Annotated in this window: 18 protein-coding genes and 1 riboswitch; all 18 genes read left to right on the plus strand. The window is 67.7% G+C overall.

Annotated elements, in window-relative coordinates; translation table 11 throughout:
- Positions 1 to 149 precede the first annotated feature (149 nt).
- The 18 genes from Q5064_RS05295 (at position 150) to Q5064_RS05380 (ending at position 20,514) form a co-directional block, all read left to right on the plus strand.
- Entirely contained in the window at positions 150 to 1,793 is a 1,644-nt protein-coding gene (locus tag Q5064_RS05295) for an FAD-binding protein (RefSeq protein ID WP_302962869.1), read from the plus strand.
- 102 nt (positions 1,794 to 1,895) lie between these two features.
- Positions 1,896 to 3,332, plus strand: a complete 1,437-nt coding sequence (locus tag Q5064_RS05300; protein WP_302962870.1) for a helix-turn-helix transcriptional regulator — start codon at positions 1,896 to 1,898, stop codon at positions 3,330 to 3,332.
- 144 nt (positions 3,333 to 3,476) lie between these two features.
- Positions 3,477 to 6,170, plus strand: coding sequence for a protein translocase subunit SecD (secD, locus tag Q5064_RS05305; RefSeq protein WP_302962871.1), 2,694 nt, complete (start codon positions 3,477 to 3,479; stop codon positions 6,168 to 6,170).
- Positions 6,170 to 6,484, plus strand: coding sequence for a DUF1292 domain-containing protein (locus tag Q5064_RS05310; protein WP_302962872.1), 315 nt, complete (start codon positions 6,170 to 6,172; stop codon positions 6,482 to 6,484). The genes secD and Q5064_RS05310 overlap by 1 nt, the downstream gene beginning before the upstream one ends.
- A gap of 60 nt (positions 6,485 to 6,544) precedes the next feature.
- Positions 6,545 to 6,769: a response regulator transcription factor gene (locus Q5064_RS05315; protein WP_302962873.1), complete on the plus strand. Its 225-nt coding sequence runs from the start codon at positions 6,545 to 6,547 to the stop codon at positions 6,767 to 6,769.
- Between the two features lie 184 nt (positions 6,770 to 6,953).
- The gene (locus Q5064_RS05320; protein WP_302962874.1) at positions 6,954 to 7,787 is read left to right on the plus strand and encodes a hypothetical protein; all 834 of its coding nucleotides are present in this window, start codon (positions 6,954 to 6,956) and stop codon (positions 7,785 to 7,787) included.
- A 16-nt stretch (positions 7,788 to 7,803) separates the two neighbouring features.
- Positions 7,804 to 8,790: a hypothetical protein gene (locus Q5064_RS05325; protein WP_302962875.1), complete on the plus strand. Its 987-nt coding sequence runs from the start codon at positions 7,804 to 7,806 to the stop codon at positions 8,788 to 8,790.
- A 106-nt stretch (positions 8,791 to 8,896) separates the two neighbouring features.
- Entirely contained in the window at positions 8,897 to 9,901 is a 1,005-nt protein-coding gene (nirJ2, locus tag Q5064_RS05330; protein ID WP_302962876.1) for a putative heme d1 biosynthesis radical SAM protein NirJ2, read from the plus strand.
- Between the two features lies 1 nt (position 9,902).
- Entirely contained in the window at positions 9,903 to 10,925 is a 1,023-nt protein-coding gene (locus tag Q5064_RS05335) for an ABC transporter substrate-binding protein (RefSeq protein WP_302962877.1), read from the plus strand.
- Between the two features lie 48 nt (positions 10,926 to 10,973).
- Positions 10,974 to 11,972 carry an iron ABC transporter permease gene (locus Q5064_RS05340; RefSeq protein WP_302962878.1) on the plus strand — a complete coding sequence of 333 codons (999 nt, stop codon included), beginning with the start codon at positions 10,974 to 10,976 and terminating at the stop codon, positions 11,970 to 11,972.
- Positions 11,965 to 12,816, plus strand: a complete 852-nt coding sequence (locus tag Q5064_RS05345) for an ABC transporter ATP-binding protein (RefSeq protein ID WP_302962879.1) — start codon at positions 11,965 to 11,967, stop codon at positions 12,814 to 12,816. Before Q5064_RS05340 ends, Q5064_RS05345 begins: the two co-directional genes overlap by 8 nt.
- 72 nt (positions 12,817 to 12,888) lie before the next feature.
- Positions 12,889 to 13,050, plus strand: a riboswitch (FMN riboswitch).
- 154 nt (positions 13,051 to 13,204) lie between these two features.
- A complete protein-coding gene (locus Q5064_RS05350; protein ID WP_302962880.1) occupies positions 13,205 to 13,843 on the plus strand; it encodes an ECF transporter S component in 639 nt (212 codons plus the stop codon).
- Positions 13,844 to 14,794, plus strand: coding sequence for an energy-coupling factor transporter ATPase (locus Q5064_RS05355; RefSeq protein WP_302962881.1), 951 nt, complete (start codon positions 13,844 to 13,846; stop codon positions 14,792 to 14,794).
- Complete coding sequence (locus Q5064_RS05360; protein ID WP_302962882.1) at positions 14,770 to 15,789, plus strand: energy-coupling factor transporter ATPase; 1,020 nt, start codon at positions 14,770 to 14,772, stop codon at positions 15,787 to 15,789. Before Q5064_RS05355 ends, Q5064_RS05360 begins: the two co-directional genes overlap by 25 nt.
- Positions 15,782 to 16,582 (plus strand): energy-coupling factor transporter transmembrane protein EcfT, encoded by an 801-nt coding sequence (locus tag Q5064_RS05365; protein WP_302962883.1) that lies wholly within the window; start codon positions 15,782 to 15,784, stop codon positions 16,580 to 16,582. Before Q5064_RS05360 ends, Q5064_RS05365 begins: the two co-directional genes overlap by 8 nt.
- Positions 16,583 to 16,607: 25 nt before the next feature.
- Positions 16,608 to 17,036, plus strand: coding sequence for a pyridoxamine 5'-phosphate oxidase family protein (locus Q5064_RS05370; RefSeq protein WP_302962884.1), 429 nt, complete (start codon positions 16,608 to 16,610; stop codon positions 17,034 to 17,036).
- Positions 17,037 to 17,225: 189 nt separating this feature from the next.
- Positions 17,226 to 18,656, plus strand: coding sequence for a sodium:alanine symporter family protein (locus Q5064_RS05375; protein ID WP_302962885.1), 1,431 nt, complete (start codon positions 17,226 to 17,228; stop codon positions 18,654 to 18,656).
- Positions 18,657 to 19,083: 427 nt separating this feature from the next.
- On the plus strand, positions 19,084 to 20,514 hold the full coding sequence (locus tag Q5064_RS05380; protein ID WP_302962886.1) for a sodium:alanine symporter family protein: 1,431 nt from the start codon (positions 19,084 to 19,086) through the stop codon (positions 20,512 to 20,514).
- Positions 20,515 to 20,542 lie beyond the last annotated feature (28 nt).

Consider the following 20,542-nt stretch of genomic DNA (forward strand, 5'->3'; position numbering starts at 1 on the left):
TGCGCTGATTTCCCGCTGCGGGCATAGTGGGGCCACCGGGGCGCAAGGAGGCGCCGCGGAGCCGGAGCGCGGAAGGGCGCTCGGCCAAGGGGCGCGGGCTGCGGCATATCGGCCGCTTGCCGCGCAAGTCCGAGAGAGGGAGACCCGCTATGACTACCACGAACTTCACCCGTCGCGATCTGCTCAAGTTCGGCGGCATCGCCGCCGCTGCGGTGGCCGGCGCCGGCGCGCTGTCCGGCTGCGGCCAGCCCCGCGCCGTCGGCCAGGCGTCCGCCGAGGGCGACCTGGCCGCCACGGGCGCGGCCGCCGGCCCGTCCTTCCTGGCGCCGCAGACTCCCATCACCGACTTCGCCGAGACCCACGACTACGATGTCGTGGTGGTCGGTGCCGGCGAGTCGGGCCTCGCGGCCGTGCACACCGCCTTGGAGGCCGGCGCGCGCGTGGCCTGCGTGCAGAACATCAACGCAGCGCAGACCACGGGCAACATGGCCGCGTCCATCGACCTGACGAAGACCGACGAGGCCGCCGTGCAGGCCTGCGTGAGCTTTATCAACTGGAAGAGCGACTACCGCTCCGACCGCGACTTGGTGAACATCTGGGCCCGAAACTCCCAGGAGGCGCTGGCCTGGTGGGCCGAGGAGGCGGCCAAGGGCGGCGTGGAGAGCAAGCCCCATGATGCGGTGCTCACCTACAACGGCTACGACATCCACCTGCACGCGAACACCTACTTCCACGTAGAGGGCAACCACAACGCGGCCGCCACGGTGATCGCCGAGAACCTGGCCGGCGCTGGCGCCGAGTTCTTCTACAACATGCCTTGCGTGCAGCTGGCGTGCGACGAGTCCGGCGCGGTGACGGGCGCCATCTGCGAGGACGCCGACGGGGAGCATCACCTGTTCAACGCGGCCAAGGGCGTCATCTTGGCCTGCGGCGATTACTCCTCCAACCAGGAGATGCTCGACTACTACGCCCCCGACACCAAAGGCTTCTCGCTGTTCACCGACTTCCGCGACGGCAGCGCGCTGGTGGCCGGCATGAACGCCGGCGCCATCATGACGCCGCACGCCCACACCAAGATGATCCACGGCGAGCCGGCCGCGGTGCGCCTGGAGATGCCCTTCCTCTTCGTGGACCAGGAGGGCAACCGCTTCATGGACGAGACCTGCTGCCGTATGGGCTACATGAACAACTTCGCGCGTCCCTACCTGGCCCGCGCCGGCTTCGAGGACTCCACGGCCGCGAAGTTCTTCAGCCTCGTGCCCGCGAACTGGGAGGACTACTACGATGAGTGGAAGGCCGAGCGCCCCTACGACATCTCCCAGTACAACGGCGACAACAAGGTGAACCCCGAGAAGTGGATCACCGCGGATACCATCGAGGGGCTCGCCGAGGCCATGAACGCCTACGCCGCTGAGAACGACTGGAAGCTCACGAACATCGACGCGGCTCAGCTGGCTGATACCGTGGCCCGCTACAACGAGCTGTGCGCCGCGGGCGCCGATGCCGACTTCGGCAAGGCGGCCCAGTTCATGGTGCCCATCGACGGCGGCCCCTACTATGCCATCCCGCGCGGCTCCAACAAGCTGCCGGCCATCTTGGGCGGCCTGGTAGTAGACAAGAACCACCAGTGCCTGAACGAGGAGTTCCAGCCCATCGACGGCCTGTACGCCGTGGGCAACGCCTCGGGCCAGTTCTTCGGCGGCGTGGACTATCCCATGGACATCGAGGGCCTCTCCATCGGCCGCGCCATCACCTCGGGCTACTACACCGGCAAGCTCGTCGCGAGCCTGTAGCCCCCGCTTCTCGCCATTTCCCTCTCGGGCCCGGCCGACCTCCCTCCCTGTCGGCCGGGCCCCGTTTCGTCTTTTGCCCTTCCGCCTGCTATAATGCCCGCCATGGGGAAGCTTTGGGAGAACATACGGCGGGGGAGGCAGGATAGGCTCCTGTACCTGAAGGGCATCGTGCCCTACCTGTTCGCGCTCGGCTGCGCCCGTGCCTGGGTTACCCTCGCGGTGGCCGCGCCGGTGAGCGCACCGGCCATACCCTTCGATCTGCATGACGCGTTCGACTACGCCTTCTGCGCGGCCTCGTTGGCGGTGGCGCTGCTCGTGCGCCGGCTGCTGCCCCTCAACGGCACGCCGGCTTTGCGCGCGGCGGCGGGCGTCGCCATGGTTGCGGCCTCTCTCTGCTTCGTGCTCGCCGGCCTGCCCGATGCCCCCTCCGCGGCGCTCGTGGCCCTCGGGGCAGCATCGGGCGGCGCGGGCTTTGGGCTGTTCCTCCTGCTGTGGGCCGAGGTGCTGAGCGGGCTGTCGCTCATGCGCATCTTCCTCTATGTGACCGCCTCGCAGCTCATGGCCGTCGTCTTCGTGTTCTTCTGCTCGGGCTTGGACGACCTGCGCATGGCGGTGGCCATGTTCTGCCTGCCGGCGGCCGCCGTGGGCTGCATCGGGCGAGCGTGGCGCGACATCCCTGCGCCGGAGAGGCCGCCGAGCAGCTGCCCGAAGTTCAGCTACCCCTGGAAGATCTTCGCGCTTCTGGCGCTGTACTCGTTCGCCTACGGGCTGCGCCAGCCTTCGCTCGTGGAGGGCGCGGGCATGTACTCCTCGGCGTCCACCGCCATCATCATGGCCGTGCTGTTCGCGAGCGCCTACTTCTTCCCGAACCGCTTCAACGTGGGCGCTCTGTATCGCTCGCCGCTCGTGCTCATCGTGTGCGGCTTTCTGCTCGTGCCCGCCGAGGGCGTGCTCGGCGCTGCGGCCTCGAGCTACCTCATCGCCATGAGCTACTCGCTCGTGGGCATCATCGTGGCGCTTCTCCTCTACGACATCGCCAAGCGCGCCGGCGTCACCGTGGTGGTGTTCGCCGCCATCAAAGGGGCCGAGCAGGTGTTCGTCATCGCGGGGAAGGGCGCGGCGGGCGCCATGGCCGAGGCCGGCGTGGCTGCCGGCACCCAGGAGGCGGTGATCGCCGTCGCAGTGGTGGCCATGATGCTCGCGGCCACGCTCATCCTGCTGTCCGAGCGCGAGCTTGCCAGCAAGTGGGGCGTGCGCATCCTGGACGTGGGCGGCCTGGTGGAGAAGGCCCCCGAGGAGGAGCGCCGCGAGGCGCGCGTGGCCGAGCTGGCCGAGCGGTGCCGCCTCACGCCGCGTGAGACCGAGATCCTCCAGCTCATCGCCCAGGGGAAGAACGGTCCGGCCATTCGTGGGGAGCTGTTCATCGCCGAGGGCACCTTCAAAGCCCACACGAGCCATATCTACGAGAAATGCGGCGTGCCCAACCGCCGCGGGCTCATGGAACTCATCGCTGCGGGCGGCTCCGGCGGGCGTCGCTAAATATTGCGATTCCAGAATAAGGCGTTGACCTTCGGTTTATTTGTGGCACAATAGGCAAGTTAACGTGCGTGCGCCGTTTGCGGGGAGGCCGCGGCGCGCGTCCTGTGGAAGAGATACGGAAACCGAAGGAAAAGGTCATTTCCCATGGCACTGGAACGTAATGTCAAGAAGAAGCCGGGTCGCGGCTACGACCGCCGCAACGTCTGGCTGCTCGTCCTCACCACTTTGCTCATCGTCGTCTCGGCGGTGCTGTTCACCCCGCCCAACGAGAAAATCAACCAGGGCCTCGACATCCAGGGCGGCCTGTCGGTGGTGCTCACGGCGAAGTCCACCGACGGCGAGCCGGTCACGCCCGAGGATATGGAGAAGTCCCGCGCCATCATCGAGAGCCGCGTGAACGCGCTCGGCGCCTCGGAGGCCACGGTGCAGGAGCAGGGCGCCGATCAGATCCTCGTGCAGATCCCCGGCCTGGCCGACACCGAGGAGGCCCTCGCCACCATCGGCCGCACGGGCTCCCTCGAGTTCGCCCGCCTCGACTCGTTCACCGACGAGGACGTGAAGACGGCCATCGAGAGCGGCCAGTACGCCGGCGAGAGCACCGTCTCCGACGAGTTCGGCAACGTCTTCCCCTCGGGCCAGACCGAGCACCTCTCGGTGGAGCCGGGCACCTACACGCCCATCGTCACCGGCGCCGACATCACCAACGTCACCATCGGGAAGGCCTCGGAGGCCTCTACCGACTACGCCGTGAACATCACGCTGAACAGCGAGGGCGCCAAGGCCTTTGCCGACGCGTCCCGCGAGCTGGTGGCCGACCACGGCGCCATCGTCATCATCCTGGACGGCGAGGTGCAGTCCGCGCCGCGCGTGCAGTCCGAGATCCCCAACGGTGAGGTGCAGATCACCGGCGGCTACACGCTGGACGAGGCCAAGAATCTCCAGACCATCCTGGAGTCCGGCTCGCTGCCCGTCTCCTTCGAGTACGCCCAGTCCCAGGTGGTCGGCCCGACCCTCGGCCAGGACGCGCTCGTCTCCGGCGTCGTCGTGGCCCTCATCGGCCTGGCGCTCGTGATGCTCTACCTGCTGTTCTTCTACAAGGGCCTCGGCCTCATCACGGCGGCCGCCATGGCCGTGTTCGCCGTGCTGTACCTGGGCATCCTCGCGGCCCTTTCCGCCTTCCACCTGTTCAGCCTGTCGCTGGCGGGTATCGCCGGCATCGTGCTGACTATCGGCATGGCCGCCGACTCGTCCATCCTCACCGTGGAGCGCTTCCGCGAGGAGATCCGCATGGGCCGCTCGGTGAAGGCCGCCTCCATCACCGGCGTGAAGCACGCCATCTTCACCTCCATCGACGCCGATCTGGTGACCATGGTCTCGGCGCTGTGCCTGTTCTTCCTGGCCGCCTCGTCGGTCAAGGGCTTCGGCATGACGCTGGCCTTGGGCATCATCTGCGACATCGTGATGATGGTCATCTTCAAGGCCCCGCTCATCCGCCTGCTCGCGCCGAAGGTCATCGCGCGCCATCCGGGCTTCTGGGGCATCAAGGACTCCATCGACGCCTCGAAGGGCTACGCCGAGCTGGCCGCCGCCGAGGGCGTGAGCGAGCGCGAGGCCGAGACGGGCTCCCAGATGAACGCCGCCGAGACCCGCGAGATCGTGGACGCCGACGACCCGGCCGCCGCCTCGCAGACCGTGCGCGCCGTGCGCAAGATCAAGGGGCGCTTCATCAAGCACGACATCAACTTCCTCGGCTACCGCAAGGTGTTCCTCACCGTGGCCGCCGTGGCCATGGTGGCCTGCCTGGCCGTCGTGGGCTTCCGCGGCCTGAACTTCGGCATCGAGTTCGTGGGCGGCACCTCGGTGGCCTTCCACGGCACCGGCGAGACCACCATCGAGCAGATGCGCGATGCCTTCGCCGACGCCGGCGAGCCCGACGCGGTCATCCAGACCACCGAGACCAACGGCGAGCCCGGCTTCCTCGTGCGCACCACCACCACGAGCCCCGAGGACGCCACCGCCCGTGCCACCCAGGTGGCCGACGCCCTGGGCATGACGGCAAACGACTTCGAGGTGACCACCATCGGTCCGGACTGGGGCGCGAGCGTCATCCAGAGCTCGCTCATCGCCTTCCTCGTGTCCATCCTGCTCATCATCGTCTACATCGCCATTCGCTTCGAGTACAAGATGGGCGTCATGGCCATCGTGGCGCTGCTGCACGACCTCATCCTGGTCGTGGGCATCTACGCGCTCGTGGGCCGCGAGGTGAACCCGAACACCATCGCCGCCCTGCTCACCATTCTCGGCTACTCGCTCTACGACACCGTGGTCGTGTTCCACCGCATCAACGACAACATGAAGGGCGAGGACATCCGCTGCACCTTCATGACCATGGCCAACCACTCCATGAACCAGGTGTTCATCCGCACCATCAACACGACGCTCACCTCGTTCATCCCGGTGTTCGCCATGCTGCTGTTCGGCGGCGAGACGCTGAAGGACTTCGCCTTCGCCATGGCCATCGGCCTTATCGCCGGCTCCTACTCGTCCATCGCCATCGCCTGCCCGCTCTACTGCATGTGGAAGACCCGCGAGCCGAAGTTCGCGAAGCTGCAGCGGAAGTACGGCACCGAGATCGGCCGCTTCGAGTTCGACCACTCCGCCTCCACGGGCATCGCCCAGGTGCCGCTTGCGCGTCTGGAGGCCCAGAAGGCCGCCGTGGCCGGCGCCCCGGTGGACGCCGAGGGCGAGCCGCTGCCCCAGGGCAGGCACGTGGCCGGCGCCAAGCCCAAGCAGGCCGACAACAAGAAGAAGAAGCACAAGCACGGGAGGGCCCAGTAATGGAGACGATTCGCGAAGGCTCCGCGCCGAACTTCTGCCCGCCGGTGGAGGAGGGCCTCACGCTCACGTTCTCCGATGAGAAGGGCGATCAGGTGGAGGTGGAGTTCCTCGGCCTTCTGCTCCACGCCGGCCGCTCCTACGGCTTCTTCGTCGATGCCGGCGAGGAGAACCCCGACGTGCTGATCTTGGAAGCGATGGAATTCGACGAGGAGGGCCAGCCCGAGTCCTTCGAGCTCGTCACCGACGAGGCCGTGGCCGCGGAGGTGTACGCCGATTTCCAGGAGGCCACCAAGGACCTCTACCGCTTCGCCTAGCAACGCGGGCGCCGGGCATCTCGCCGCGGCGCCCGCGTTTTGTTCTCGGGAAGGACACCCATGATTCTCGTCACCGATCCCGACCACGGGCTCACCTTGCGCGAGCAGCAGATTCTCTACTACATCGCCGGTGGCCTGTCGAACAAGGAGATCGCCGAGCGCCTCTCGCTGTCAGAGCAGACGGTGAAGGCACATCTGTCCCATATGACGGCCAAGTCGGGCCGCGCCAACCGAGCGGCGCTTGTGACCTACGGCTTCGAGACCGGCATTCTGCGCCGCAGCTAGAGGTGTTCCGCGCGGCGGGGCTATCTGCGGCCGCCGTCTGCGCCGCCCGCGCTACCCGGCACGTCGGGCGGCCTGCGCGCAGCTGCGCCGGAGCGGCTGGCTCCATGTAGCCCGTTCGGGCGATGCCGGCCCGGTGCGGGCTTCGCTATGATGGGGCGTAACGAGAGAGGATGAGCCCCGTTCCATGTTCCTGTTCTATCTGGAAATAGTCTGCGTGCTGGCCTACGGCGCGTCGAGCGCCCTGGCGGCCCACGGCATCCTGCGCGAGCGGCAGGGGAGTGCCCGGGCGGCCAAGGTGCTCTTCTTCGCGGCCGTCGCGCTGCACTCCGCCGCAATCGGCATCGAGTCCACCACCACCTCCGGCACGCTGCTGTCGGGGCCGAACATCATCATGCTGGCCGCCTGGGCCCTCGCCGTGGTGACGGCGGTGGGCCTGGCCGTCACGAGGCGCGGGCTCGGCTTCGCGCTTGCCGTGGGGCCGGTGGCGGCGCTGCTCATCGTGGCCTCCCAGTGGCTGAAGATCCTCGACCCGGTGAGCGCCGACAACATGGCCTTCTACCAGTGGCCCCTGCTCGTGCCCCACATCGTCCTCGTGTTCGCGGCTTGCGCGTGCTTCGCGGTGAGCGCGGCGGCCTCGGGGCTTCTGCTGTACCAGCGGCGCCTCATGACGCGCCGTTCCGCCAAGCTGTTCTCCCTCGAGACGCCCGCCCTCGACACCCTGGCCACCATCGCCCGCGCCGCGGCGCTCGCGGGGCTCGTCGTGTTCGTCGGCGCCATGCTCATCGGATTCACCCATATGGTGGCGCTCTCGGCGGCCATGACCCACTTCCACTGCCAGGGGAGCGTGGGGTATCTCTGGCCGCGCATCGTTCTGTCTCTTCTCGTGTCGGCGGTATGGAGCCTCTATGCCGTCTTCTCCTTCCTCGCGCCCTGCGCGGTGGGCACCCGCACCCGGGCCCTCCTCTCCATCGGCGGCTTCGCGGTCATGCTCGTGCTGATCGCCGTCTCGGCCGGGTGATGCCATGGCGCTCGTCATGGTCGGTGCCAATCCGCGCAGGGCGCCCTTCCTTCCCCTGTCGGCCTCGCTTGCCGGCGAGGGCGTGCTGAACGCCGCCCTGGCGGCGCTCGCGGGACATCGGAGCGTGGGCGAGGCGCTCGTGCTCGCGACGGGGGAGCGCTTCGAGGTGTACGCCGTGGTGGAGGACGGCGTGGATGCCTACGACCTTATCCTGGGTGTGCTCGGCGGCGCGGCGAACGCGGGGGCGGAGCTTGCCGCCCACGGCTACTTCGCCGAGGGCGCCGATGCGGCGGCGCACCTGTTCGCCGGCGTGGCCGGCATCGACGAGTTCGCGGCTGCGGGCGAGAACGTGGCCGCGGCCTGGCGCGACGGCGTTGCCCCGGCTCGGGCGCACGGTGCCTTCGGAGGGCGGCTTGAGGCCCTCGGTGATGCCATGCGCGCCCTCGCGTCCCGTCTGGCCGCGGCGGCGAGCGCGGGATCGGACGACGCCCTCGGCGAGACCGTGGCAGAGCTGGCGGGACGGGTGTTCGATCACCTCGATCGCCGTCAGGTGCTCGCCGTGGGAGACGACGGGCTCGTGGCCGCTGCAGTGTCCGCGCTCGCCCGGGCCGGCGTCGGCCGCTTCTCCTTCATCGGAGAGGGCGCTGCGGCCCTCGAGGGCGCTCCTGCCTCGCCGGTGGTCTCTGCCGAGGCGCTGCCCGTGGCCCTCGGCAACGCCGACATCGTCGTGGCGGCGGCCGGGGTGGTGCCCCTGCTCGACAAGCGCACCGTGAAGGGGGTCATGCGCAGCCGCCGGGGCCGGGCGATGCTGCTCGTCGACGTGTCGGCGGACCAGGCGGCCATTGACGGCCGGGCGGCCTCCATCGACGACGCGTTCCTCTACACCCGCGACGATTTGGTCCAGCTCACCTGCGATGCGCCCTGGTCCCAGGCCGGCCGCGCCGCCCAGCGCGCGGCTGCCGTGGCCGAGGCCGTGCGCGATTTCTCCTACCAGTTAGCCTGAGCCTACTTTTGCGGCGGCCAACCTAGGCCGTTCAGGCGATGCTCCGCCGCGCGGCCGTTCGCTATGCTTCTCCCACGCTGAAGACGAGTGACGTGAGGAGCAGCCCATGATCGTATCGTGGATGACCACGAACCAGTGCAACCTGAAATGCGTGCACTGCTACCAGGACGCCGAGGAGGCCGACGCGCGCGAGCTTTCCACCGACGAGGCGAAGAAGATGATCGGGGGGATCGCCCGCGCGGGCTTCAAGATCATGATCTTCTCCGGCGGCGAGCCGCTTTTGCGTCCCGACATCTACGAGCTGGTATCCCATGCGGCCTCCTGCGGGCTACGCCCGGTGTTCGGGAGCAACGGCACGCTTATCACTGACGAGGTGGCGGCGCGCCTGAAGGACGCCGGCGCCTGCGCCATGGGCATCTCGGTGGACAGCCTGGATGCTGCCAAGCACGACAAGTTCCGCGGCCTTGAGAACGCGCACGCGCTCACCATGGCCGGCATCGAGGCCTGCAAGCGCGCAGGCCTGCCCTTCCAGCTGCACACCACGGTGGTGGATTGGAACCGCGACGAGGTGTGCGCCATCACCGACTTCGCCGAGGAAATCGGCGCCATAGCCCACTACATCTTCTTCCTCATTCCCGTGGGCCGGGGCGTCTACATCCAGGAGACGAGCCTGGAAGTGCTCGAGAACGAGGCGCTTCTGCGCGACATCATGAAAAAGTCGGCGGAGGTGTCCATCGACGTGAAGCCCACCTGCGCCCCGCAGTTCACCCGCGTGGCCAAGCAGCTCGGCGTCGACACGCGCTTCGAGCGCGGCTGCCTGGCCGGGCTCACCTACTGCGTCGTGGGCAGCGAGGGCATCGTGCGCCCCTGCGCCTACATGACCGAGGAGGCGGGCGATGTGCGGACGCAGCCCTTCGACGAGATTTGGAAGACGAGCCCCGTGTTCGAGCGTCTGCGCACCCAGGCCTATTCCGGCGCCTGCGGCACCTGCGACTACAAAGACGGCTGCGGCGGTTGCCGGGCGCGAGCGGCCTACTACCACGACGGCGACATCCTGGCCCAAGACGACTACTGCGCCCACGGCCAGAAGCTGGAAGAAGAGGAGAACTAGCATGAAGAAGTTCGTTTTGTGCGCCGCTGCGGCGGTGCTCATCCTGGCTCTGGTCGGATGCGGCCAGCAGGAGGCTGCCGCTCCGGCTGCCGATGACGCTGCCGCTCCGGAGCAGCAGGCCGCCGCGCCCGATGCGGCCGGCGCCGATGACGCCGTGCCTGGACCTGTCACCTTCACCGACGACATGGGCAACGAGGTGACCGTGGACAACCCGCAGCGCGTGGTAGCCTGCATGGGCAGTTTCGCGAACGCCTGGGAGCTTGCCGGGGGCATTCTCGTGGGCGTCTCCGATGACGCACTTTCCGCGGCGGGCTGGACCATCGAGAGCCCCGATGTGGCCACGGTGGGCGACTTCACCGCGGTGAACCTGGAGGCCATTATCGCCCTGAACCCCGACTTCGTCATCATGACGAGCGGCACCGGCGGCCGCGGCGGCGACTCCAGCCAGGCCGATCTGCGCGATGCGCTCGTGGGCTCCGGCATTCCCGTGGCCTACTTCCAGGTGACCACCTTCGAGGACTACGAGCGCCTCATGCGCATCTTCACCGACATCACCGGCCGCGAGGACCTCTACGAGCAGAACGCCGCGAAGGTGGCCGAGGCCATTGACGACATCGTGGCCCAGGTGCCGGCCGAGAACCCGCCGACGGCGCTCGTGCTCACCACGTTCTCAGGGGGCACCCGCGTGCAGGCGTCCGCCACCCAGACCGGTTCCATGCTGGCCGCGCTCGGCGTGAACAACCTGGCCGATGAGAACCGCAGCCTGCTGAAGGACTTCAGCCTGGAGGCCATCATCGAGATGGACCCCGACTTCATCTTCGTCATCCCCATGGGCGACGACGCCGAGGCGGCCATGCGCAACCTGGAGGAGGCCACGGCGGCCAACTCCGCCTGGGCGAGCCTGTCGGCTGTGCAGAACAACCGCTACATCACCCTGGACCCGACCCTGTACCTCTCCAAGCCCAACGCGAAGTGGGCCGATGCCTACCAGGGGCTCTTCGATGACCTGTACGGCCAGAACTAGCGTGCGGTTTTCAGGCTCCGTGCGCGCATCGTCCCCGATTTCCATCTCATGAGCAGCGTTCCGAAGAACATCGCCGTCTTGGCCGTGACCTGCGCCCTCCTGGTGCTGGCCACGGCCCTGGGCTTCATGCTCGGCGCCTCCTCGGTGAGCCTGCCGGAACTTGTGGCGTGGGCGACAGGCGGGGACGTGGCCGATGCGGCCCGCAGCATTCTGGAAAACGTCCGCACCCCGCGCGTGCTGGCGGCGCTGATCGCCGGCGCGGCGCTCGCCACTTCCGGCGCGCTCATCCAGGCGTCGCTCGACAACCCGCTCGCCAGCCCCAACGTCATCGGCGTGAACTCCGGCGCGGGCCTGTTCGTGCTTCTGGCCGCCTCCCTGGTGCCCGGGGCGCTGTGGCTCACGCCGCTCGCGGCCTTCGCCGGCGCGCTCGTAACGGCGCTCATCATCTTCGCGCTCTCGCTCGGCGCGGGGGCGAGCCGGTTGACCGTGGTGCTTGCCGGCATCGCCATCACCACGGTGTTCGGCGCCGGCATGAACACCATCCTCATCGTGGACCCGGACGCCTACGTCGGCTCGTCCACCTTCCTCGTGGGCGGTCTTTCGGGCGTGCTCATGCGCGACCTGGGCTGGCCGGCCCTCTACATCGCCGTCGGCGTCTTGCTGGCGCTTGCGGCAGCGCCGAAGCTGAATATTCTCGCCCTTGGCGACGAGGCGGCCCACGGCCTGGGGCTCAACGTGGGCCGGGTTCGCCTTGCCGTGTTGGCCGTGGCCGCGGTGCTCGCCGGCGCCGCCGTGAGCTTCGCGGGACTCCTCGGTTTCGTGGGGCTCGTGGTGCCGCACCTCGTGCGTTTCTTCGTGGGCCACGACAACCGCTGGGTGGTGCCGGTGGCGGCCCTTGCCGGCGCGGCCTTCGTGGTGGGCTGCGATCTGCTCGCTCGGGTGCTGTTCGCCCCTTACGAGCTTCCCGTGGGCATCCTCATGGCGTTCATCGGAGGCCCCTTCTTCATCTACCTCATCCTGAAGAACCGAGGAGGCGGCCTTGACTGATCCCGCCATTCGCTACGACAACGTGACGTTCTCCTACAAGCCGGGCACCCCCTTCATCGAGGGGCTTTCCGCCTGCATCGAGCCCGGCTCGGTGACGAGCATCGTCGGCCCCAACGGCTGCGGCAAGTCCACGCTTGTGAAGCTCGCCAGCGGCCTTTTGCGCCCTGCGGCGGGACAGGTGGAAGTGAAGGGCCGCGACACCGGCCGCCTCTCGCCTCGCGAGCGCGCCCGCGAGCTGGCCGTGCTCGCGCAGTCCTCGCGCACACCTCCCATGACCGTGGAGGCGCTCGTGGCCCTGGGGCGCCACCCCCACACGGGCATGGGCGGCCGGCTCTCGTCGGAGGACCGCGAGCGGGTGCAGGCGGCTATGGAGCGGGCCGGGGTGGCGCGCTTTCGCGGCCACGACCTGCGGCAGCTCTCCGGCGGCGAGCGCCAGCGGGCCTTTGTGGCCATGACCCTGGCCCAGGACACCGACCTCATCGTGCTGGACGAGCCTACCACCTACCTGGATATCAACGCCTGCCACGATCTTATGGCCCTCGTGCGCGATCTGAACCGGCGCGACGGCAAGACCGTGGCCATGGTCATCCACGATCTGGATCTGGCCCTGCGCTACTCCGACCGCCTCGCGGTCATGGAGCGCGGCCGCGTGACGGCCGAGGGCTCGGCCGAGGAGGTGCTCGCCGCCGGCGCCATCGAGCGCGCCTTCTCCATGGACATCTGCCCCTACGACCGCCCCGCGACCGATGGCGCCGGGGAAGGGGAGGGCGCTACCCCCAAGCGCGCCTACGTGCTCTTCCCGCGCGAGAGCGTGCCCGGGAACGCGGATCATCGGCGCGGCTGATAGGAGTCGGCGCGCTGCCGATGACGGGGGTCTTGCGCGGCGGCGGGGCTTCTTCTACAATGCTTCCCGTGAATTCTGTTTCAGGGCGAGGTGGAAATCCTCACTGGCGGTAAGCACGGCGGTGCCATCGAGCGCCCCGGCAAGCCCGCGACCCTGCGAAGCCCACGCGGCTTCCAGGCTGACCCGGTGAAAATCCGGGGCCAACGGTTACAGTCCGGATGGAAGAGGCAGATGTTCGCGCACCGGCTCTGCGGAGCTGGCACCCGGCAAGGGGCGCGCGAACCGACGAGGCCTGTATGAAAGGAATTCATACGGGCTCGTTTTCTTTCTGGCGAGGGGAAGGCGAATCCGCGCAGACAAGACGCCTCGCCGGAAGAAGGTGATTCCCATGGCCGACAAGCCCACCAACCACCCTGCCGCGGCAAGCCCCGTGCGTCCCGCGAAGACCCCCACGGCCCAGCGCGCCCTGGCCAACACGAACCGCTGGTCCACCCGCGTGCTCGTGACCATCGCGCTTCTGTGCGCCATCTCGGTGCTGCTCACGTTCGTCGAGTTCCCGCTTCTGCCCGGCGTGGCGTGGCTGTCCTACGACGCCTCGTTCATGCCCGCCATGGTGTGCGGCTTCGCCTACGGGCCGGCCGCCGGCCTGGCCTGCGGCATCATCTCGGTGGTAGCCCACGGCATCCTGTTCGCCGACTTCACCGGCGCGCTCATGAACTTCCTTGTGGTCATCGGCTACGTGCTGCCGGCCGCCGTGGTCTACCAGCGCATCCACAACTTCAAGGGGGCCGTCATCGGGCTTGTGCTCGGCATTGTGGTGGCCGTGGTCATGGCGGTGCTCGGCAACCTGCTCGTCACGCCCGCATGGCTCGGCGTGCCGCTAGATGCCGTGGTGGCCATGATCGTGCCCATCCTCATTCCGTTTAACCTGCTGAAGGGCATTCTGAACTCGGTGCTCACGCTTATCGTGTACAAGGCCATCTCGAATCTCATTACCCCGAAGAAAGACCAAGTGAAGGGCCTCTAAGTGACGCAAGCTGCTTCTTCTCCCGACAGAATCGCGGCGGCTGGCGGCATCGGAGTTGACGGAGCCGTTCGCGCGGACGACACTCCGCGCGCCGTTGCCGGAGCGCCGTCGGATGTCCCCGAGGAGGTGTTCGTCGACTTCCGCGATGCGGGCTTTACCTACGACGGCGAGCGCTTCGTCTTCCGCCATCTGAACCTCACGGTGCCCCAGGGGCAGTTTCTCTGCCTGCTCGGCGGCAACGGCTCGGGCAAATCCACGCTCGCCAAGCACGTAAACGCCCTGCTTCTGCCCGACGAGGGCGAGGTGCGCGTGTTCGGGTGCGACACGCGCGACGACGAGCAGACCTACTTCATCCGCTCCAACGCCGGGCTCGTGTTCCAGAACCCCGACGACCAGATCGTGGCGAGCCTCATCGAGAACGACGTGGCCTTCGGCCCCGAGAATCTGGGCATCCCCAACCCGGAGCTGCGCGAGCGGGTGACCCGGGCGCTTGCCGAGGTGGGGCTTCAGGGCTTCGAGGAGCACGAGACCAATGCGCTCTCGGGCGGCCAGAAGCAGCGCGTGGCCATCGCCGGCGTGCTGGCCATGGACCCGGCCATCCTCATCTTGGACGAGGCGACGGCCATGCTCGACCCGCGCGGGCGCGCCGGGCTGATGCGCGTGGTGCGCGAGCTGCACAGCGCGGGCATGACCGTGGTGATGATCACCCATTACATGGAGGAGGCCGCCGCGGCCGAGCGTGTGGTGGTGCTCGACGGCGGCTCGGTGGTGCTCGACGGGACGCCCGACGAGGTGCTCACCCGGGCCGACGAGCTGCGGGCGCTCTCGCTGGAGGTGCCGTTTGCCTGCCGGCTCTCGCTGGCGCTGCAGAAGGCCGGCGTGCCCGTGCACACCTGTGTGTCCGACGACGAGCTGAAGGAGGAGCTATGCGCCTTGCGTTCGAAGATGTGAGCTACTCCTACGACGGCGGCCAGGCGAAGCGCCGCCGCGGGAAGCGCGCCGCCGAGAAGCAGGAGCGCCGCGCCAACTGGGGCAACGCCCCCGATGCGCGGTGGGCCCTGCGTGAGGTGGCGCTTGCGGTGGAGCAGGGGGAATTCCTCGGCGTGGCGGGGCATACCGGCAGCGGGAAGTCCACGCTCATCCAGCATATGAACGGCCTTGTGCACCCTACCTGCGGCCGGGTGACCGCCGACGGGGAGGACCTGGCGGCCAAGGGCGTGGCCGCCAAGGTGCGCAGCCATGTGGGGCTTGTGTTCCAGTACCCCGAGAACCAGCTGTTCGCCACCACCGTCTACGACGACGTGGCCTTCGGGCCGCGCAACATGAAGCTGCCCGAGGACGAGGTGGCGCGCCGGGTGGGGGAGGCGCTTGAGCTCGTGGGCCTGTCGGTCGACGAGATCGGCGAGCGCAGCCCCTTCGACCTGTCCGGCGGCCAGCAGCGCCGCGTGGCCTTCGCCGGGGTGCTCGCCATGGAGCCCGAGGTGCTCGTGCTCGACGAGCCGGTGGCCGGTCTGGACCCGCTCTCCCGTGCCGACTTCCTGGCGCTCATCGCGTCGTTTCACGCCTCGGGCATGACGGTTGTGATGGTGTCGCATTCCATGGAGGATTTGGCGGCGCTGGCCGACCGCATCCTCGTGCTCTCCGAGGGCCGCGTGTTCGCCCTCGGCACGCCTGCGGAGGTGTTCGCCGACCCGGCGGCGCTCAAATCGGTGGGCCTGGCCGCCCCGGCGCCCCAGGCTTTCGCCAACGCCCTGCGCGAGGCGGGATTCGCCCTCGACCGCGCGCTCTACGACGAGGAGACGCTCGCGGCCGATATTGCCGCGCAACTGGGTGCGAAGGCTGCCGATGCTCGCGATGCCGTCCCGGAGGCTGCCGCTGCTGGCGATGCCGCCCCGGAGGCTGCCTGCGCCGACCAGCGCGCCGAAGGCGGTGTCGACCGTGGCTGAGCGCGCCATCATCGGCCAGTACTGGCCTGAGGAGTCCATCGTGCACGCCATGGACCCGCGGGTGAAGTTCGTGTTGTCCCTCGTGCTCATGGCGGCGGTGTTCTGCGCGGCCACCCCGCTTTCCCTGGCGGTGGCGGCGCTGTTCATCGTCGGCTTCTACGCCGCCTCCCGCATTCCGCTTGCCCAGGTGGTGCGGGCCTTGGCGCCTCTGCTCGTGCTCGTGCTGCTGACGGCCCTTCTGAACGTGCTCTTCGTCCAGGGCGGCCAGGTGTACTTCGAGTGGGGCATCATCTGCGTGAGCGAGAAGGGCTTGGCCTCCGCCGCCTTCATCGGCTGTCGCCTGTTCTTGCTGCTCATGGGCATGAGCCTGCTCACGCTGACCACCACGACCCTCGACATCACGGCGGCCTTCGAGCACCTGCTCGCCCCGGCGGCGCGCCTCGGCGTGCCCGCCCACGAGCTCGGCATGATCCTCGGCATCGCTCTGCGCTTCCTGCCCCAGTTCATGACCGAGCTCCAGGTGATCTACCGGGCCCAGGTCAGCCGCGGCGCCCATTTCGACGTGAATCCCTTCAAGGGGGGCGTGCGCACGCTCACGGCTCTCATGGTGCCGCTGTTCGCGAGCGCCTTCCGCCACGCCGAGACGCTCTCGGGCGCCATGGAGGCGCGCTGCTACCACGGCGGTGCGGGCATAACGCGCTTGAACCCCCTCAAGCTGACCTGGCGCGATGGGGCAGGCGCGGCCGCGGTGCTGCTCATGATGGCCGCCGTTATCGCCGTGAACTTCATTTAGAAATTCATTTAGAAAGGAATTTCCCATGTCCCAAGGAAAAGAGACCATTGTCGAGTATCTGACGAGCATTCCCGCCTGGTATCTGGCCACGGTGGAGGAGACCGCCGAAGGCGCCCGCCCCCATGTGCGCCCCTTCAGCTTCGCGGCTATGCAGGACGGCGACATCCAGTTCTGCACCGCCACCACCAAGGACTGCTACCGCGAGATGCAGGCGAACCCGCACGTGGAGCTGACCGCCTGGAAGCCCGGCGCCGGCTGGGTCATTCTACGCGGCAAGGCGAACCTGACCGACACGGCCGACGCAGCCACCCGCGAGGAGGGCTTCAATCACATGGTGGCCCTCGGCGAGGACTGGGCGAGCGCCGATGACGAGCGCCTCACCTTCTTCACCATTGAAGACGCCGAGGCCTGGATCTGCGACATCGACGGCAGCTGGAACCCCGTTCAGCTGTAGCGGCCACAGGCTGTAACCGATTCGTTCCTTATGGGCAGTCGGTGGAGGGGCCGGAGGCCTCGCGCGCAGATTCCGCAGTCTCGGAAATGTTGGTGTAAAATTCCTACACCAACATTTCCGAAAGCGAGGACCTGACCGAGCACGAGGCCTCCGGCCCCTCCACCGACGGACAGGTTCCATAAGGATCCTATGACTGACATCCTCACCACCATCGACTCCTTCGTGTGGGGCCCCGCGATGATCGCTCTGCTTCTGGGCACCCATATCTTCCTTACCTTCCGCACCGGCTTTATCCAGCGCAAGCTGCCCCAGGCCATCCGCATGTCGGTGAGGCGCGACCCCGACGGCAAGGGCGACATCTCCAGCTTCGGGGCGCTCGCCACAGCACTCGCCGCCACCATCGGCACCGGCTCCATCGTGGGCGTGGCCACCGCGCTTCTGGCGGGCGGTCCGGGCGCCATCTTCTGGATGTGGATCGCCGGCCTGTTCGGCATCGCCACCAAGTACGTGGAGACCTACGCGGCCGTGAAGTACCGCGTGCGCGACAAGTCGGGCGCCATGCTCGGCGGAGCGATGTTCGTGTGGAAGCGCGCCTTCGCGCGGCCCGACGGCAGCGTGCCGTGGTGGGCCACCCTCGGCGCGGTGTCGTTCGCGGCCTTCGCCATCATCGCCACCATCGGCACCGGCTCGGCAGTGCAGGCGGCGGCTATCTCGGGTATCGTCACCTCGTCCATTCCCGCTATTCCCGCCGTGGCCGTGGGTGTGGTCATCGTGGTGGCGGTGGCGGCCGTCATCTTCGGCGGCGTGAACTCCATCGCCCGGGTGTGCGAGTGGCTCGTGCCCGTCATGGCCGGGGCCTACGCCCTCGGCTGCCTCGTCATCATGGGCATGAACTTCTCGGTGCTCGGCGACGCGGTGATGCTCATCGTGGAGTGCGCCTTCACGCCGAAGGCCGCCTTCGGAGGGGCGGTGGGCAGCGGCATGGTCATGGCCCTGCAGTTCGGCTGCGCCCGCGGCCTGTTCTCCAACGAGTCGGGCCTGGGCACCGCGCCCATCGTGGCGGCGGCCGCCAAGACGAGGAACCCCGCCGACCAGGCGCTCATCTCCATGACGGGGGCGTTTTGGTCCACGGGCGTCATCTGCCTGCTCACGGGTCTTGTGCTCGTGTCCACCATGATCGCGCATCCCGAGATCGGCCAAGGTATCTTGGAGAACCCCTCCATTGCTACCGGGGCTGCGCTCGCCAGTGCGGCCTTCGCCGACATCCCCGTGTTCGGCACGCCGGTGCTCGTGCTCGGCATGTGCTCGTTCGCCTATTCCACCATCCTCGGCTGGAGCTACTATGGCAACCGCTGCGTGGCCTACCTGTTCGGCTCCAAGGGCATTAAGCCCTATCAGGTGGTGTACGTGGCCGTGGCCTTCCTCGGTGCTGTCGGGGTGGGCGATGTGGTGTGGACCATCTCGGATATCGGCAACGCGCTCATGGCCATTCCGAATATCATCGTCATCCTGCTTTTGTCGGGCATGATCGCGCGGGAGACGAAGCACTTCGTCTACGACGGCCACCTCGACGAGGAGTACGCCGAGCCGGTGCCCGTCACCAAGGGGCCGCAGCTCTAGATTTGGCGATTTGTCGCGATTGGTCGAGTCGTTTCGCTTTTTTGGCCAAAAAGCACCCCGAGTGCGCTGATGAGAGTTCCTCTGGCCCCCTCCTAGGCCCAGGTTATGCTCTCAACGCCATCATTTCGGCTGATTTTTCCGGATTGGCCGCAGTTGTTCGGAGCGCGGCGACTCCCACGAGCTCACTCGAGGCATGTTTTGGCCAAAAAATAAAATCGGCTTCCGATGCGATGCTGGGCCCGCGTCTTTGGGCTGCCGTTCGCTGGTAATTCTTCATTTGTTAACAAAGACGCTCATCTTCTCTGCCTATAATGCGGATACTTTAGCGCGTTAAAGTGCTGCGGCCTTGCCCGCGGCGCACGCCGGCCGGGGACACAGCCCGCGCCCGCGACCTGTGTCCCGCGCTCGTAGAGAGGAGAAGCGATCTATGGACATGATCGTGGACATCATCAACAGCATCGACGGGTTCGTGTGGGGCCCGCCCATGCTCGTGCTGCTTCTGGGCTCGCACATCTTCCTCACCTTCCGCACCGGCTTCATCCAGCGCAAGCTGCCCACGGCCATCAAGCTCTCGGTGACGAAGGATCCCGACGCTCCCGGCGACATCAGCCAGTTCGGTGCCTTGTGCACAGCGCTGTCGGCCACTATCGGCACCGGCAACATCGTGGGCGTGGGCACGGCCATCATCGCCGGCGGCCCCGGCGCGGTGTTCTGGATGTGGATCACCGGCGTGTTCGGCATCGCCACCAAGTACTCCGAGACCTTCGCCGCAGTGAAGTACCGCGTGAAGGATCACAACGGCAATATGCTCGGCGGCGCCATGTACGCCTGGGTGCGCGGCTTCAAGGACAAGGCCGGCAACACCCCCTGGTGGGCTATGCTCGGCGCCGGCGCCTTCGCCCTGTTCGCGGGTATCGCGTCGTTCGGCATCGGAAGTGCCGTGCAGTCCTCGGCCATGACCGAGGTCATCTCCACGAACCTGCCCGGCGTGCCCGCTTGGGGCATCGGCCTGGCCATCGTTATCATGGTGTCCGTGGTTATCTTCGGCGGCGTGAAGGTCATCTCCAACGTCTGCGAGAAGCTTGTGCCTTTCATGGCGCTCGCCTACATCTGGGGCTGCGTGGTTATCCTCGGCATGAACTGGGAGCTCGTGTGGCCCGCGCTCTGCCTCATCGTGGAGAGCGCCTTCACGGCCAAGGCGGCCTTCGGCGGCGCCCTCGGTTCTGGCCTCATGCTGGCGCTGCAGTTCGGCTGCGCCCGCGGCCTGTTCTCCAACGAGTCGGGCCTGGGATCGGCGCCCATCGTGGCCTCGGCGGCCGCTACGCGCAACCCGGCGCGCCAGGCGCTCGTGTCCATGACCGGCACCTTCTGGGACACCGTCATCATCTGCCTGCTCACGGGCCTCGTGCTCGTGTCCACTATGCTCGGCAACGCCGATCTGCAGGCCGAGATCATGGCCGGCAACATCACCGCCGGCGCGGCCCTGTCCTCGGCGGCCTTCGCCGAGATCCCCTACATCGGCACGCCCATCCTCATCTTCGGCATGATCCTGTTCGCCTACTCCACCATTCTCGGTTGGAGCTACTACGGCAACCGCTGCGTCACCTACCTGTTCGGTAAGCGCGCCATCCGTCCGTACCAGGTGCTCTACGTGCTGGTCGCCTTCCTCGGCGCCATCGGCGTGGGCGATGTGGTGTGGACGGTCTCCGACATCACCAACGCGCTCATGGCCATTCCCAACATCATCATGGTGCTGCTGCTCTCGGGCCTCATCGCCCGCGAAACCAAGCACTATGTGTACGAGGGCAACCTGGAGGAGCGTGACGAGACTCCCATCCCGCAGCTCGACAGCAAGTAAGCTTTGGCGCCTCGCGGCGCGGCACGAA

This window comes from uncultured Adlercreutzia sp., from assembly GCF_958431955.1.
In the GTDB taxonomy this organism is placed as follows: domain Bacteria; phylum Actinomycetota; class Coriobacteriia; order Coriobacteriales; family Eggerthellaceae; genus Adlercreutzia.

What these genes read in the sequence shown, in the direction of transcription:
- Q5064_RS05295 (WP_302962869.1), top strand. Translation starts at nt 150, where the DNA reads ATGACTACCACGAACTTCACCCGTCGCGATCTGCTCAAGTTCGGCGGC.
- Q5064_RS05300 (WP_302962870.1), top strand. Translation starts at nt 1,896, where the DNA reads ATGGGGAAGCTTTGGGAGAACATACGGCGGGGGAGGCAGGATAGGCTC.
- secD (WP_302962871.1), top strand. Translation starts at nt 3,477, where the DNA reads ATGGCACTGGAACGTAATGTCAAGAAGAAGCCGGGTCGCGGCTACGAC.
- Q5064_RS05310 (WP_302962872.1), top strand. Translation starts at nt 6,170, where the DNA reads ATGGAGACGATTCGCGAAGGCTCCGCGCCGAACTTCTGCCCGCCGGTG.
- Q5064_RS05315 (WP_302962873.1), top strand. Translation starts at nt 6,545, where the DNA reads ATGATTCTCGTCACCGATCCCGACCACGGGCTCACCTTGCGCGAGCAG.
- Q5064_RS05320 (WP_302962874.1), top strand. Translation starts at nt 6,954, where the DNA reads ATGTTCCTGTTCTATCTGGAAATAGTCTGCGTGCTGGCCTACGGCGCG.
- Q5064_RS05325 (WP_302962875.1), top strand. Translation starts at nt 7,804, where the DNA reads ATGGTCGGTGCCAATCCGCGCAGGGCGCCCTTCCTTCCCCTGTCGGCC.
- nirJ2 (WP_302962876.1), top strand. Translation starts at nt 8,897, where the DNA reads ATGATCGTATCGTGGATGACCACGAACCAGTGCAACCTGAAATGCGTG.
- Q5064_RS05335 (WP_302962877.1), top strand. Translation starts at nt 9,903, where the DNA reads ATGAAGAAGTTCGTTTTGTGCGCCGCTGCGGCGGTGCTCATCCTGGCT.
- Q5064_RS05340 (WP_302962878.1), top strand. Translation starts at nt 10,974, where the DNA reads ATGAGCAGCGTTCCGAAGAACATCGCCGTCTTGGCCGTGACCTGCGCC.
- Q5064_RS05350 (WP_302962880.1), top strand. Translation starts at nt 13,205, where the DNA reads ATGGCCGACAAGCCCACCAACCACCCTGCCGCGGCAAGCCCCGTGCGT.
- Q5064_RS05360 (WP_302962882.1), top strand. Translation starts at nt 14,770, where the DNA reads ATGCGCCTTGCGTTCGAAGATGTGAGCTACTCCTACGACGGCGGCCAG.
- Q5064_RS05370 (WP_302962884.1), top strand. Translation starts at nt 16,608, where the DNA reads ATGTCCCAAGGAAAAGAGACCATTGTCGAGTATCTGACGAGCATTCCC.
- Q5064_RS05375 (WP_302962885.1), top strand. Translation starts at nt 17,226, where the DNA reads ATGACTGACATCCTCACCACCATCGACTCCTTCGTGTGGGGCCCCGCG.
- Q5064_RS05380 (WP_302962886.1), top strand. Translation starts at nt 19,084, where the DNA reads ATGGACATGATCGTGGACATCATCAACAGCATCGACGGGTTCGTGTGG.